We start from the raw sequence: 14,182 nt of genomic DNA, 5'->3' as shown, positions 1-14,182 counted from the left end.
CCAGTCACCGACGGGGCGCTTTTTTCTTGGGCCAACGAAACCGCTCGGGGTCGACAGGACCGGCGAAGTGCTCCGGCCGTTCTTGCGCGCTACACGCGCGCGCTCGGCCGCTCGGCCACGCGGTCGCGCCAGGCCTGTAGTGCGCTCAAACCTTCGTCGCCCGGCTTGAACTTCATCAGGCCGCGTGCGAACTCGATGGCGCAGAAGGCGGTGATGTCGGCAATGGTGAAGCGCTCGCCGGCCATCCAGGGCTGGCGCGCCAGCACGGAGTCGAACCAGCCGGCGATTTCGCGCACCTTGGTCGCCTGGGAGTGGCCGAAGTCAGGGAACTGCGGCTGCTCCAGCGGCGCCAGACCGGGGTGGGTGTGGCGGATGGCGTTGGCGATGCTGGCCAGCAGGTAGTGCTCCACGCGACGGTCGGCCATCTCGATGAAGGCGCGTTCGTCAAAGTCCACGCCCATCAGGTTGGGCTCGGGATAGAGGCCTTCCAGGTAGGTGCAGATGGCGCGGGTCTCGGTGAGCACGCGGCCGTCGTCCAGCTCCAGTGCCGGCACCTTGGCCAGCGGGCTCTTGGCCAGGTAAGCCTCGCGCTTGTGCTCGTGGGCGTTCAGGTCGATGTGGACCAGATCGATGCCGGTGATGCCCTTCTCGACCAGGAACATCAGCACGCGGCGCGGGCTGGGCGCGCGGGGGGATACGTAAAGTTTCATGGGCAGGTCTCGCTCGATGTTCGGGAAGTGGCGTCGCGTCGGCCGGGCAGACCCGGGCACGCGCCATGGTAGCCGTGCGCGACATCCCCGCGCTGTCACGCGGGGAACCCGGTCAGCGCATGAATCCGAGATCGCTGGGGTAGTCGGGCCGGCCCGCGGCGGCGCCAAAGTGGCCCAGGTTGGGCAGGATGCCGGCCAGCTCGCTGTCGGCCACGCCGAACCAGCGCGCCAGCGTGGCGGCGTACTGGTCCACCGAGGTGCTGGGCAACAGGCGTCCCTGGCCGACGTGCCACTGGTCTTCAGGCGCGGCGGTGTTGCCCACGCTGACCGGCGGCGGCGTGCCGTAGAAGGACGCCCCTTTGACCGCGCCGCCCACCATCAGGTGGTGGCTGCCCCAGCCGTGGTCGGCGCCGTCGCCGTTGGAGGCCAGCGTGCGGCCGAAGTCGGAGGCGGTGAAGGCGGTGACCTTGTCCGCCACGCCCAGCGCCGCCGTGGCGTTGTAGAACGCGGTCATCGCATCGCTCACGCGCCCGAGCAGCGTGGGGTGCTGCGAGATCAGGTTGTCGTGCAGGTCGAAGCCGCCGATCGAGACCATGAACACCTGGCGCGTGGCGCCCAACGCGCTGCGCGCCGCAATCAGCCGTGCCACCATCTTGAGCTGGTCGGCCAGCGGATTGCTGGCGGGGAAGGTGCTGAACGGTGCATTGGCCGCAGGGTAGGACGCCAGGGCGGACGTCACTTGCGACTCGGCCGTCACGGCGCGGGTGGTGACGCGGTTGTATTCGTTCTCCAGCAGGTTGGTGCGGCTTTGCTGCACCAGCGTGGCCATCGCGGCCTTGACGGCCGCCGAGCCGTAGACGTTGCTCTTGACGCTGTTGATCGCCACCGCGCCGCCTGTGCTCACCTGGTATTGCAGCGCCGAGTCGCCCGACAGGAACACCGCGTTGCCGGTGACGGAGATGCAGGTGAACAGCGAATTGCTGTTGCCGCCCAGCGCCAGATCGCCCAGGTTGCCGCCCCAGCCGATGGTGGAGCCCTCGGGCGAGGACGACTGCCAGATCGATTGCTGGTCGTTGTGGGAGAACAGCTTGGGCGGCAGCGGCCAGGTGCTGCGGTCGGCGCTGTTGTACTGCGTACGCGTCAGCGGCACCACCAGCGGGCCGACATTCAGCTGCACCGCGGCGTGGCCCAGATTGAACAGGCTGGCCAGCCCCGTCATCGACGGGTGCAGCGCGTACTGGCGAGCGCCCGGCAGCGCCGTGGTGGGGTTCAGCAACGTGGGCGTCAGCGCCGACTTGGCGAGGGCAATGCCCCCAGCGGTCTGGCCGGCGCCACCGCCGCGGATGGTGCTGTAGAGGTTGTAGCTGGGGTCGTCATAGGTGACGACGGTATTGGCATAGTCGTTGCCGCCGTACAGGAAGACGCAGACCAGCGCCTTGTAGTCGGTGGCATTGAAGGCCGCAGCCTCGCCGATGGCGGCCAGGTTCAGGGCGAACGGCAGCGCGGTGCCGCTGAGGGCAAGCTGGCCGGAGCGGCGCAGGAAGGCGCGACGGCTGTGCAGGGCAGGCTGGATCAGGTGCATGGCGCGTTCCTTATTTCTGCACAAGGTATTCGGCCGAGGCCATCACCATCAGCACGGCGGCAGCGACCCGGTTGCGTTTGACGGCGTCGGTGCTGGCTGCCGTCACCGGCGTGGCATTGAGCGCATTCACGATCAGTGTCTGCGTGCTGGCCGAGAGCTGGTCGCCGCACAACAGCAGGGACAGGCGCTTGACCAGCGCTGCGGCGTCGGCCACCAGCGCGAGTTCGCCGGTGTAGGCGGCGGTGAGGTCGTAGCCGTTGCTGGCATTGCTGCCAGCGTTGGGCTGATCGGGCGCATTGACGTAGAGGCCGTTGCGGACCACGCCCTGCAGGTAGTTCAGGTAGCCGCCGACGGTGCTTTCATTGACGATCTGGAACTCCGGCGCCACGGCCTTTCTGGTGGCTAGCGCGGTCGAGGGCGGCACGTAGCCCGGGCGGAAAAAGTTGAACACCGAGGGCGAACGCAGCGGGCTCTGGCCGAGCTGGCTGGCCGCGTTGCTGAGGTCGCCGATCTTCCAGCTGCCCAGCGCCGAGCTGATGTCGAAGGTACGGCCCCACTGCACCAGCCGCAGCATGGGCTCGCGCAGGCGTCCGAAGCTGGCCTGGGTCAGCCCGGCCGGGCTGCGCGCCTCGTCATCGAGCAGGATGGCGGACCAGACGGCCTTGAGGTCGCCGCGCACGCCTGAGCCGTTGTTGTTGAACGCCGCCGCCACACGGCCGACGTAGGCCGGGCTCGGGTTGCTGGTGACCAAGCGCTGGATCATCTGGCGGCCGAAGAATGGCCCGACGTTCGGGTGGTTGAACAGCGTGTCCAGCGCCGTTTTCAGGGCTGCGGCGCCTGGCGTGTTGGCCGGCACGTTCGCGCCCAGGAAGGAGGCCGCCAGCGTCGAATGGCGGCTGGCGTTCAGTGCCATGGGCAGGCGGGCGGCCGTGGTGTTGGGGATGTTGCGGTTGAGCACCGCGTCATAGGTGTTGACGTTCTGGCTCAGGTCGACGTCGTAGCCGGTGAACACGCGCGCCAGGTTGGTGACATCGGCCTGCGTGTAGGTCTCCATGCGGTTGCCCTGGGCATCCCTCTTCTCGGTGCCGTCCAGGTTCAGCTGGTACAGGCCGATGGTGAAGAGCTGCATCACCTCGCGGGCATAGTTCTCGTCCGGCTGGCGGCCGGTGGCGGTGTTTTCCTTGAGATTGCCCTTGGTGTTGAGGTAATAGCCCATCGCCGGGTTCAGCGTGACAGCCTCCAGCAACTGGCGGAAGTTGCCGAAGGCGTGGGCCACCAGCAGGTCCCACCAGGCGGCAATCCCGTGGCTGCGCCAGGCGAAATCAAGGCCCGACAGCCCCACCACGAAGAACTCCGACAAGGCCAGCGCGCAGCGCTTGCGCAGCGCATCCGGCGCGGTCATGAGCTGGTTCCAGATCATGTAGTCGCCGGGGTAGGTGTTATCGAAATAGCGTGTGGTGCTGTCGATAGTGGCGTAGCCGCGGGCGTTCAGCCAGTCCCAGCCAGTGGGGCCGACCGGCTTGGCGTACTGCATACCCAACCAGTTCGCGAAGGTGTTGGCACGCACGGCGGCGATGTCGGCCGTGGTGGCGTAGGCCTGGGCTTGCAGCAGAAAGCGCGCGGCCTCGGCGTCACTGCGGGCGCTGTGATAGCCGCCTCGGATGCGGCGCTGGAGTCCCTGCAGCGTGGCGCCGTCGTCGCTGTCGGCCGCGCCGTCGGAGCCGTCGCCGCAGGCGGCCAGCGCGGCGGCCGCCAGTGCCGCCATCGGCAGGGTCCGCCGGTCAGGCTGCCGCTCGTCACGCGCGCTTTCGGGTTCGCTTGTCGTCGAGCCCCTTTGGGCGTGTTCCGCCTTGGCCGCCTCGGGCCTGTCCACCGTCAAATCGTTCATGGGGCTGTCCGGAAAAGAATGGGGATGGCACTAGCGTAAAGGGAATGGCAAAAAAAAGCGGCCCCAAGGCCGCACTTTTTTCAACTGGAAACAAGCGATGTGTAAGCAACTGTCACGACACGCCGCACACCCGCCGGCAAAGAGGGGCTCAGGCGCGGGCGGCCTGCAGCGTGTCGCGAGTTCGCAAGGCCTCGCGCCGCGCCGCGTCGGCAAAGTCAACGCCGGACGAGGCGTACAGGATGGCCCGCGATGAGTTCACGATGATCGGCCCGTTGTCGCGCAGGCCGGCCTTCACCGTGGCAGCGGCGTCGCCGCCCTGGGCGCCGACGCCCGGGATCAGCAGCGGCAGCGTGGGCGCCAGCGCGCGCACGCGTTCGATCTCGGCCGGGTAGGTGGCGCCCACCACCAGGCCGAGCTGACCGTTCAGGTTCCAGGGGCCTTGCGCGAGCCGCGCCACGTGTTCGTACAGCAGCGGCTGGCCCTCGACCGATGACAGGCGCTGGGCCTGCAGGTCGTCGCCGCCTGGGTTGGAGGTACGGCACAGCAGGAAGGCCCCCTTGCCCTCGTATTTGAGGTAAGGCGCCACCGAATCGAAGCCCATGAACGGCGACAGCGTCACGGCATCGGCGCCGTAGCGCTCGAAGGCCTCGATGGCGTACTGCTCGGCGGTGGAGCCGATGTCGCCGCGCTTGGCATCCAGGATGATGGGCACCCGCGGCGCCACCCGGCGCATGTGCTCCATCAGGCGCTCCAGTTGCCCTTCGGCGCGGTGCGCGGCAAAGTAGGCGATCTGCGGCTTGAACGCGATCACCAGGTCGGCCGTGGCATCGACGATGGCGGCGCAGAAGTCGTAGATCTTGTTGGCGTCGCCCTTGTAGCGGGCCGGAAACTTCGCGGGCTCCGGGTCCAGCCCGACGCAGAGCATGGAACTGTTTTGGCGCGCCGCGTCGCCCAGCATGTCGAGAAAGGTCATGCGCAGGATTTTACGGTTGCCCCTACCATCGGACCGATGCAAGCCCTCACCTCCCGGCAACTGCTCGTCCTCGTCGTGCTCACACTCGTCTGGGGCATCAACTGGCCGATCATGAAGCTGGGCGTCACCGGCTACCCACCCCTGACCTTCCGCACCCTGTGCATGTGGCTCGGCCTGCCGGTGCTCGCCAGCGTGCTGGTGGTGCTGAAGGTGCCGTTTCACATCGAACGACGCCACTGGCCCGAGCTGCTCAGGCTGGCGGTGTTCAACATGTTCTTCTGGCATGCGCTGGCGATCGTGGCGATCCAGTCGCTGTCCAGCGGGCGCGCGGCGATCCTCGGCTACACCATGCCGATCTTCTCGGCCGTGATCGGCGCGCTGTGGTTCGGCGACCGGCTCGCCGCCCGCGCCTGGACCGGCGTGGCCGCGGCCGCGCTGGGGGTGGCGCTTCTGCTGTGGCACGAAATGAGCCAGCTGGCCGGCAAACCGCTGGGCGTGCTGATGATGCTGACGGCTGCGGCCACCTGGGCGGTGGGCACCCGCATGCTGCGCCGCACCACGCTGCCGGTGCCCACGCTGGCGATCTCGTTCTGGATGACGGCCCTGACCACCGGGGTGATGACCGTGCTGGCCACGGTCTTCGAGCGCGGGCAGTGGCGCATGCCCTCGCCCGAAGGCTGGGGCGCGATCGTGTTCAACGCCATCGGCGTGTTCGCCTTCGCCCAGGCCGCCTGGTTCTACCTGGCGCGCAGCCTGCCGCCGGTGGCTTCCACTCTGAGCGTGATGTTCATCCCGGTGCTGGGCGTGTTCAGCGGCGCGCTGTGGCTGGGCGAGGTGCTGCACTGGCAGGACTGGGCGGCCGTGGCGCTGATGGTGCTGGCCATTGCCACCGTGCTGCTTCCAGGTGCGGGCGCCTCGGCGTCGACCAAACGCTCCTGAATCAACAGCTGACTGTGACCTTCTGACGCTGGGAAGTGACCTTCTTGAGCTTAAATCAGGTTCAAACTGGCCGCTATCGACCGCTTGAAACCTCAGGCAGCGTCCAGCGCACGCGCCACGCCGGCAAAGGCGGGCGACACGGTGGCGTGGATCACCCAGGTGGGAATCGCGGCCAGGTAGTCGCGAAAACGCCCCTTGGCCTCGAAACGCTCGCGAAACGTCGAGCGCTCCAGTTCCGGTAGAAGGCGCGGCGCGATGCCGCCGCCGATGAAGAAGCCGCCCCGCGCGCCCAGCGTCAGCGCCAGGTTACCGGCCACGCTGCCGAGAAAGCCGAAGAACAGGTCCAACGCCTCCGTGCAGGCCGGGTCATTGCCGCCGCGGGCGCCCGCAATCACGTCGGCCGCTGACAGCGGCTGCGGCGCCTGCCCCGACAGGCTGCAGGCCGCCTGGTAGAGGTTCACCAGCCCTGGCCCGGACAGCGCCCGCTCGGCGGAGGCATGGCCGAATCGCGCAATCAACTGCTGCAGCACCGCCTGCTCGCGCGCATTGATCGCAGCGAGGCTGACGTGGCCGCCTTCGCCGGTGATCGGCACCCACCCGTCCCCCGCCGTGGCGAGCAGCCCCGACACGCCGAGTCCGGTTCCCGGCCCCAACACCGCCAGCGGCGCGCCAGCCAACGGCTCGCCGCCACCCACCTGATGTAGTTCGTGCGCGCCCAGGAACGGCAGTCCCAGCGCCAGCGCGGTGAAATCGTTGACTACCACGAGGCGCTCAAGGCCAAGCTCGACCTGCAGGGCGGCGATGGAGAAATGCCACGGATGGTTGGTCATCTTCACCTGGTCGCCGGTGATCGTGGTGGCGATGGCGAGGCCACCTGCGCGCGGAGCGGGCTTGCCGCTCAGGCTCAGGTAATGCCGGATGGCCTGGACAAGCGTGGGGTGCTGGTCCGTTGGCAGGACCGCCACGTCCGTGACCGGTGCGCCGGCCTGCGTCTGCCAGCCGAAGCGGGCATTCGTGCCGCCGATGTCGCCAAGCAGGCGTGGAAACGCAGGCGACATCATGTGCCCGGCAACGCGACCACCGTGCTCACGCGGCCACGGCCTCGCGCAGGAACTTCTCGATCACCGTGGCCAGCGCAACGGGGGTCTCGTCCATCGGGTAATGGCCGGCGTTGGCCATGACTTCGAGCCGGGCGTTGGGGTAGTGCTGCAGCCAGGTCGTCTTGCAGGTCTCGACGCTGACGGCACCGTCGTGTTCGCCGGCTACCACCAGCACCGGCAGGGTCTGGCCCTGGATGCGTTCGACTATGCTGGTTTTGGCCCAGGCCGTGAGATAGGCATCGAAGGCCTCGACATCGGAGTGTGTGAGCGAGGACTTGACCATCGCATCCAGCCACACGCCGGTCAGACGGTTGCCGGTGGTGAGATCCAGGATGGCCCGGCGCACCGCCGCGTCGCGAGCGGCGCTGGAGAAGAAGGCCCAGCCCGCGTCATCAAAGGCAAAGCCGTCAGCGGGCACCGGCGTGACACCCACCAGCGCCTGCACCCGCGCCGGCGCATCGGCCAGCGCCTGCTGGATGCCCAGGCCGCCCATCGAGTGCCCCACCAGGCTGAACCGCTGCCAGCCCAGGTGGTCGGCCAGCGCCAGCACATCATGGCCGATCTGGGCGATGGTGTACGGGCCGCCGCTGCCTTTGCGCGCCCCGTAGCCCCGGTAGTCCATGAAGGCGTAATTGAAGTGCTGGGTGTCCAGGCTGTGCATCAGCGGCCCCCAGCCGCGCGCATGGCCGAACCAGCCGTTGAGGCAGATGACTTTGTTGGGGCCGGAACCCACGATCTGGGCGGTGTTGGGCATGGTGTCTCCTTCAGGGCGATTGCGACAGAGCGATGAAAGAAATCATACGCCGGCCCTGCGCCGCCCCATCCAGAGGAGGGCGCCGGTCAGCCGCCGCGTTCGGCCACGTCCATCGCCAGGCACAGGTCGGCCCAGGCCTTGGCTTTTTCCGGCAGGTTGCGCAGCAGGTAGGCCGGGTGGTAGGTGACGATGACCGGCACGCCGTGGTAGCGATGCACCTGCCCCCGCAGCTTGCCGATGGGCTCGGTGGTCTGCAGCAGCGACTGCACCGCGAAGCGGCCCATGGCCAGGATGATCTTCGGCCGAACCAGCGCCACCTGGCGCGCCAGGTAGGGGTCGCATTTCGCAACTTCGTCCGGGTGCGGGTTGCGGTTGCCGGGCGGGCGGCACTTGACGACGTTGGCGATGTAGACGCCGCGCAGTGCGGATCCGCCGTTCGCACCCTCGCCACTGGCGTGCGCATGCCGGTTCAGGCCGATGGCCTTGAGCATGTTGTCCAGCAATTGCCCGGACGGGCCGACGAACGGCTCGCCCTGAAGGTCCTCCTGCTCACCCGGCGCCTCGCCCACCACCATCCACTCGGCCGCGGTGTCGCCCACGCCGAACACCGTCTGCGTGCGGCCCTGGCACAGGCCGCAGGCCTGGCAACCAGCGACCGTGTCTCGCAGGGCGGTCCAATCCATGCCATCGATGCCGGCCGGCTGCGGCGCACGCGCAGTTCCCGGCGCTACGGGCGCTCGCGTGACGACGGCCTCGCCAGCGCCCGGCTGGCGGTCGCGCGGCGTCGATTCTTGTCCTTTTACGCCATTTCCCATCGTCAAATCGTGCTTGTCCGCTATGGTTTCAGGAACTGCCGCCGACCTCTCCGGCGTCGCTGGCACCGGCTCGGGCAGCCAGACCCGAACGCCCATCTCGGCCAGCATCGCGCGCTGGCGCGCATCCAGATTCATGCTCATGGCTTCTCCCCGGCGGCACTCATAGCTTGCGGCTCATGACAATGGCGTCCTCGCGTGCACCGCGACCGGCCGGGTAATAGGCCTTGCGCAAGCCGACCCGCTGAAAGCCATGCGCTTCGTAGATCTGGATCGCGCGCAGGTTGCCCACGCGCACCTCCAGCCAGAGCCAGCCGGCGCCCTGGCCGCGCGCCCAGATGGCCAGGGCATCGAGCATCACCATCGCCCAGCCCCGGCGCTGGTATGCGGGCGCCACGGTGATGTTGAGCAGGTGCACCTCATCCACGCCCTTCATCGCCACGAAATACCCCAGCGGCAGGTCGCCGGCCAGCAGCACCTGGGCCTGGTATCCCGCATCCAGCGCGTCGATGAAGTTGGCGCGCACCCATGGATGGGCGTAGGCCGACTGCTCGACGGCCAGCACGGCGTCCAGCCGCTCGCGGGTGAGCGGCTCGAAACGCGCTTCGACGGGCTGGAGAACGGCGTTCATGCGCAAGGTGGGGGTGCTGGTGGGATGGGCGTATCCAGAGCGGCGGCTTTTTCGCTCGCGCGTTCCTCGGTTGTCTTGGCCACTTTATCGCGAATGTAGCGCGGCAGCGCGTGCTGGGCCGCAACACCGTGGCCTGCGGCCAGCAGCGCCGGTGCCAGGCGCAGCAGGGCGGTGGCGGTCGGCAGCGCGGGAAACCGGCGCCAGCCGTTCAGCAGGCGCTCGCCATAGGCCTCGAAGGCATTGCCCGCGACCACCCAGCCGGCACCGTCCACAGGCTCTCCACCCGACAGCGCCTCGGGCTTGCCCACCGTCCCATCGCCGCTCGGCCTCCAGAGGGCCCCGTCCCATACATAGCGCGCGGCATAGACCTCGTCCATGCGGGCGTCGAGCACGGCCACCACCTGAAAGGCTCCACCCGCCGGGGCCAGCGCATGGCGCGCTTCTTCGGCCACGGCCAGCAGGGTGTCGACGGGCAGCAGCGGCACGCCGGCGCCGTACCCAAGGCCCTGGGCCACCGCGCAGGCGGTGCGCAGGCCGGTGAACGACCCCGGCCCGGCGCCGAAGACGATCGCATCCAGTTCGCGCAGCGTCAGCCCCGCCTGCGCCAGCAGCGCCAGCGCCGCCGGGATCAACGTGCTGGAGGCCATCGCGCCGCCAGGGCCTTCATGGGTCCGGACCTGGACGCGACCGTCCAGCAGCCAGCTGACGGCGATCGAGAGGTGTTCGGTGCTGGTATCGAAGGCCAGAAGCTTCATGGGACGACTAATTTGAACGTTTTCCGGCTGTTCCCAGCGCAGAATGGCCACCGGACGCTATCTTTACCGGAGCGCCCGCGGCCGCTGCGCGCACCCCGAACAATATGCCCACGGTGACCAGGGCCAGCCCGCCGAACAGCGCGACCGACAGCGGCTCGCCCAGAAACACCACCGCGCCCAGTGCCGACAGACCCGGCACCAACGCCGTGATCATGGTGGAGCGCACCGGGCCGAAGCTGCGGATCATCTGGGTGAAGGTGATGCCCGAGATCACCACCGAGCCCACGCCCTGGAACAGCAGCTGAAATACAACGTCCCCCACCGGCACCACCCCCAGTCGGCTCTGCACCGCGCCGCTGGCCACCAGCAGGGCGTATGCCGGCACGTAGGTGATGAAGGCAAAGGTGGTGATGGCAATGGTGGCGCGCACCGCATCCAGCGCGAACTTGCGCGCCAGCACGCTGTAGACCGACCAGCAGAACGCGGCGCTCATGAACAGCAGGTCGCCCTTCCAGACCACCCCACCTTCGAACGCCTTGAGCAGGCTGGCGCCGCCCACCAGCAGGTCGCCGGCCACGATGAACGCCAGGCCCAGCGCGCGCGCCGGCGTGATGCGGTCATGCAGGATCAGCGCCGCCAGCAGCGCCGTCCACAGGGGCAGGCTGCCCGGCATCAGCACCGAGGCGTGCGCCGCGGGCGCATAGACAAAGCCGGCGTAGGCCAGCAGCGCGTAGAGCAGCCCGCCAAAGAAGCCGGTCAGCACCGTGGTGCGCCAGGGCAGGGGCGACACCCCCAGCCAGCCGCGCGCCGTGCCCGAGCGCACCAGCCACACCCCCCAGGGCAGCAGCACGCTGCCCGCGCCCAGGATGCGCAACAGGGCGATGTCGAAGGGCGTGAGCGTGACGCCGCGGCTCGGGTCGGCCGTGGCCCGGGCGATGACGATGAAGGAGGTCCAGATGACCACGGTGATCACGGCCGACGCCGCGCCGATGGTCTTGGGGGAAAAGCGCATGGGAGGGATTATCCGTGGCCGAACGGCACCCCGCTCGGGCCCTGTAGACTGAAAACATGTTTCGACCCGTGGTTCTCTTTCGCTGCACCGCGCTGCATCTGACCCTTGGAAGCGCTTTAGCCCTGCTGCCCGCCGCGAGCCCGGCCGCGCTGCCGCCCGAGTTCGCCCAGGCGCTGGCGCGCGCCGGGGTGCCGGCGGATGCGGTGAGCGTGATGGTCACGCCGGTGCCGGGGGCTGCCAGCGCCTCGATGACCCCGGTCTCAGCCGGTCGCGCCGGCGCGGTGGGAACGCCACCCCCCGTGCGGCTGAGCCACCGCGCCGACGCCTCGATGAACCCGGCCTCGGTGATGAAACTGATCACCACCTACGCAGGGCTTGACCTGCTGGGCACGGATTTCACCTGGACCAACCGCGTGTACGTCGACGGCCCGGTCACCGACGGCGTGCTCGACGGCAACCTGATCATCCGCGGCAGCGGCGATCCGAAACTCGTGCTGGAGCGCGTGGATGCGCTGTTGCGGCAGGTGATGGCGCAGGGCGTGCGCGAGGTGCGCGGCGACATCGTGCTCGACCGCAGCATCTTCCAGGTGCCCGAGCGCCACCCCGGCGCGTTCGATGACGAGCCGCTTCGGCCCTACAACGCCTCCCCCGACGGCCTGCTGGTGAACTTCAAGTCGCTGGTGTTCACCTTCACCCCGGATCCCTCCCGCGCCCAGGCGCTGATCCGCAGCGAACCGCCGATCGCCGGCGTGGAGATCCCCGCCAGCCTGGCGCTGGCATCCGGCCCCTGCGGCGACTGGCGGGCTGGCCTTCGCGCCGATTTCTCCAGCCCCGACCGGGTGCGCTTTGCCGGGCGCTACCCTGCGGCCTGCGGAGAAAGGCTGTGGCCGGTGGCCTATGTCGAGCCACGGGCCTACGCGGCCCGCGTGGTGCAGGCGATGTGGGACGCCGCGGGGGGCCGCCTCCAGGGGCGGGTGCGCGAAGGCACCACGCCCGCCGCCGCCCGCCTGTGGGTCAGCGCCGACTCGCTGCCGATGGGCGACATCGTCGCCGACATCAACAAGTTCTCGAACAACGTGATGGCGCAGCAGCTGTTTCTGACGTTTTCCAGCCAGGAGCAGGGGCGTGGCACCTTTGAGGGCTCGCGCCAGCGCCTGCAGCGCTGGTGGCGCGAGCGCTTCGGCGAGCAGGCAGCGCCGGTGCTGGACAACGGCTCGGGCCTGTCGCGTGAAGAGCGCAGCAGCGCCGCCGCGCTGACCGCGCTGTTGCGCCGCGCCGCCAGCGGGCCCCTGTCCGGGCCTTTCACCCAGTCGCTCGGCATTGCCGGCGTGGACGGCACGGTGGCGCGCATGCGCGAGCGCAACGCCGCCTCGCAGGCCCTGGGCAATGCCTGGCTCAAGACCGGCTCGCTGCGCGACGTGGCGGCCGTGGCCGGCTACGTGAACGGGCGCAGCGGCCAGCGCTACAGCCTGGTGGCCCTGATCAACCACGACAATGCCAACGCCGCGCGACCGGCGCTGGACCAGCTCGTCGAATGGGTCGCGCTGGACCGATGATTCCGACCAAAATGGGCTATGTCTGCATTAGCTGTTGCGGCTGCCACCTGCCAAGCGCTTCGTACAAGCAAACATTGGGTGAGATGTTCTGCCGGTACCGCTCGATCATGCGGCGCCAACCGAGATAGTTTTCCAAGTACTTGGTGGCCACCCCGTGGAAGCGGCTCATCCACTGCTTGAGGCGACTGTCATAAGCGTTGACGTTCTGGATATGAAAGGCCCCGTCAAGTACCCGGATGCCCTTTTGAACGTTGACGGCCCGATGGGTCACTCCCATGGTTCGGGCCACTTTTTGATAGATCACTGCACCGTCGGTGCACAAAATGGCATCCTTGTCGATCAAGGGATTCAACACCGCAGTGATGTGGGCTGCGTCAACGTTCTCAAGCCGGAAGTCTGCGGTTTGTCCGCTACGGTCGCGCGCCACCAGCACTGCAACACGTTCGAAATAGGCTCCCGCCCCGCCGCGTTTGCGCGCTGGCCTGGGCAACTTGCGTTGTCCCTTGAAGGACTCCAGAAAGAAGGTCTCATCGGCCTCGACAATCCCGCCCTCGTGCGCGGGTCGGTGCATGGCGGCCGCCTGAAGAAAGCGATGGCGCCAGCGAAACGCGGTGTTCTTGTCGACACCGCAGCATTGGGCCGCCTTGCGCACGCTCGCCCCCTCGATCAGCGCCTGCGCATGGTGCATCCATTGTTCACGCCGACGCAGGTGCGCCAGGGGTGTGCCGGTCAACGCATTGCTGGTTCTGCCGCAAGAGTGGCAACGCATGCGCGCCAGCCCATGGCTGTGGCCCCAAGGGCGAAGTTGCTCGGCAGGGGCCTGGCAGTGGGGGCAGGCCTCGGGGCCGGGGATGATGCGGGCAACGGCGCTGGGGGCTGTATCGGGCAGCGCAGTCAGAATGCCCTGCACCTGTGCCCGCTGCTTTGGGCTCAAGGATCCCAGCTGGTCGAGAAGTCTGGCAAAGTCGCTTCGGTTCATGTCGCGCCTCCACTTCTGCTGAAGTCAGACTGACTTTAGGCTCTGGCACCACTCTTTTCAACACCTAATGCAGACATAGCCCCAAAATGGCACTTTCCCAGCGTCAATGGGTCATTGGCAGCTACGATTTCGATAGTCTTCATCCCACCGCAGGATCCGCCGCATGCAGCTGCCCGACGCCATCGGTTACCTCGCCGCTCTCCTCACCACCTGCAGTTTCGTGCCGCAGGCCTGGCTGACCCTTCGCACCCGCGACGTCAGCGGCATCTCGCTGGGCATGTACAGCGTGTTCACCCTCGGCGTGGCGCTGTGGCTGGTCTATGGCTGGCTGACCGCCGCCTGGCCGGTGGTCTTCGCCAACGCCATCACGCTGGCGCTGGCCTCGTTCATCCTGGTCATGAAGCTGCGTTTTCGCTGAAGCAGCACAGGCACATCCATGCGAGGGCCACCCTCGGTGTTTACCCGGTTCATCGGCCGGCCGGTGCAGCCTA

The 14,182-nt window shown here is 68.2% G+C and carries 14 protein-coding genes; 3 read left to right on the top strand and 11 right to left on the bottom strand.

The window, feature by feature from the left end:
• Positions 1 to 89 precede the first annotated feature (89 nt).
• The 4 genes from ACMUOY_RS08420 to pyrF all read right to left on the bottom strand — a co-directional run bounded on the left by ACMUOY_RS08420 (position 90) and on the right by pyrF (position 5,153).
• Complete coding sequence (locus tag ACMUOY_RS08420; RefSeq protein WP_413892258.1) at positions 90 to 710, bottom strand: glutathione S-transferase family protein; 621 nt, start codon at positions 708 to 710, stop codon at positions 90 to 92.
• 112 nt (positions 711 to 822) lie between these two features.
• A complete protein-coding gene (locus tag ACMUOY_RS08415) occupies positions 823 to 2,292 on the bottom strand; it encodes a DUF1501 domain-containing protein (RefSeq protein ID WP_413892257.1) in 1,470 nt (489 codons plus the stop codon).
• Between the two features lie 10 nt (positions 2,293 to 2,302).
• Entirely contained in the window at positions 2,303 to 4,180 is a 1,878-nt protein-coding gene (locus ACMUOY_RS08410; RefSeq protein ID WP_413892256.1) for a DUF1800 domain-containing protein, read from the bottom strand.
• Between the two features lie 148 nt (positions 4,181 to 4,328).
• Positions 4,329 to 5,153 carry an orotidine-5'-phosphate decarboxylase gene (pyrF, locus tag ACMUOY_RS08405; protein WP_413892255.1) on the bottom strand — a complete coding sequence of 275 codons (825 nt, stop codon included), beginning with the start codon at positions 5,151 to 5,153 and terminating at the stop codon, positions 4,329 to 4,331.
• Positions 5,154 to 5,189: 36 nt separating this feature from the next.
• Here pyrF and ACMUOY_RS08400 point away from each other — a divergent pair, with 36 nt between their 5' ends.
• Positions 5,190 to 6,092 carry a DMT family transporter gene (locus ACMUOY_RS08400; RefSeq protein ID WP_413892254.1) on the top strand — a complete coding sequence of 301 codons (903 nt, stop codon included), beginning with the start codon at positions 5,190 to 5,192 and terminating at the stop codon, positions 6,090 to 6,092.
• 92 nt (positions 6,093 to 6,184) lie between these two features.
• Here ACMUOY_RS08400 and glk read toward each other — a convergent pair whose 3' ends face one another.
• The 6 genes from glk to ACMUOY_RS08370 form a co-directional block, all read right to left on the bottom strand.
• Entirely contained in the window at positions 6,185 to 7,150 is a 966-nt protein-coding gene (gene glk, locus ACMUOY_RS08395; RefSeq protein ID WP_413892253.1) for a glucokinase, read from the bottom strand.
• 28 nt (positions 7,151 to 7,178) lie between these two features.
• The gene (locus tag ACMUOY_RS08390) at positions 7,179 to 7,946 is read right to left on the bottom strand and encodes an alpha/beta fold hydrolase (RefSeq protein WP_413892252.1); all 768 of its coding nucleotides are present in this window, start codon (positions 7,944 to 7,946) and stop codon (positions 7,179 to 7,181) included.
• Positions 7,947 to 8,032: 86 nt separating this feature from the next.
• A complete protein-coding gene (locus ACMUOY_RS08385; protein ID WP_413892295.1) occupies positions 8,033 to 8,896 on the bottom strand; it encodes a uracil-DNA glycosylase in 864 nt (287 codons plus the stop codon).
• 25 nt (positions 8,897 to 8,921) lie between these two features.
• A complete protein-coding gene (gene rimI, locus ACMUOY_RS08380; protein WP_413892251.1) occupies positions 8,922 to 9,389 on the bottom strand; it encodes a ribosomal protein S18-alanine N-acetyltransferase in 468 nt (155 codons plus the stop codon).
• The gene (gene tsaB, locus ACMUOY_RS08375) at positions 9,386 to 10,144 is read right to left on the bottom strand and encodes a tRNA (adenosine(37)-N6)-threonylcarbamoyltransferase complex dimerization subunit type 1 TsaB (RefSeq protein ID WP_413892250.1); all 759 of its coding nucleotides are present in this window, start codon (positions 10,142 to 10,144) and stop codon (positions 9,386 to 9,388) included. The genes rimI and tsaB overlap by 4 nt, the downstream gene beginning before the upstream one ends.
• A gap of 7 nt (positions 10,145 to 10,151) precedes the next feature.
• Entirely contained in the window at positions 10,152 to 11,156 is a 1,005-nt protein-coding gene (locus tag ACMUOY_RS08370; protein ID WP_413892249.1) for a DMT family transporter, read from the bottom strand.
• 56 nt (positions 11,157 to 11,212) lie between these two features.
• On the opposite strand from ACMUOY_RS08370, the gene dacB reads away from it, so the two are divergent.
• Positions 11,213 to 12,712, top strand: a complete 1,500-nt coding sequence (gene dacB, locus ACMUOY_RS08365) for a D-alanyl-D-alanine carboxypeptidase/D-alanyl-D-alanine-endopeptidase (protein ID WP_413892248.1) — start codon at positions 11,213 to 11,215, stop codon at positions 12,710 to 12,712.
• Positions 12,713 to 12,728: 16 nt separating this feature from the next.
• On the opposite strand, the gene ACMUOY_RS08360 is transcribed toward dacB, so the two are convergent.
• Entirely contained in the window at positions 12,729 to 13,691 is a 963-nt protein-coding gene (locus tag ACMUOY_RS08360; protein ID WP_413892247.1) for an IS1595 family transposase, read from the bottom strand.
• 163 nt (positions 13,692 to 13,854) lie between these two features.
• Here ACMUOY_RS08360 and ACMUOY_RS08355 point away from each other — a divergent pair, with 163 nt between their 5' ends.
• A complete protein-coding gene (locus tag ACMUOY_RS08355) occupies positions 13,855 to 14,109 on the top strand; it encodes a SemiSWEET transporter (protein ID WP_413892246.1) in 255 nt (84 codons plus the stop codon).
• Positions 14,110 to 14,182 lie beyond the last annotated feature (73 nt).

The sequence above is a fragment of the Candidatus Skiveiella danica genome (genome assembly GCF_022705245.1).
GTDB lineage: Bacteria > Pseudomonadota > Gammaproteobacteria > Burkholderiales > Burkholderiaceae_C > Skiveiella > Skiveiella danica.
Note: the sequence above shows the minus strand (reverse complement) of the source record. Positions and strands in the feature narration are given on the sequence as shown.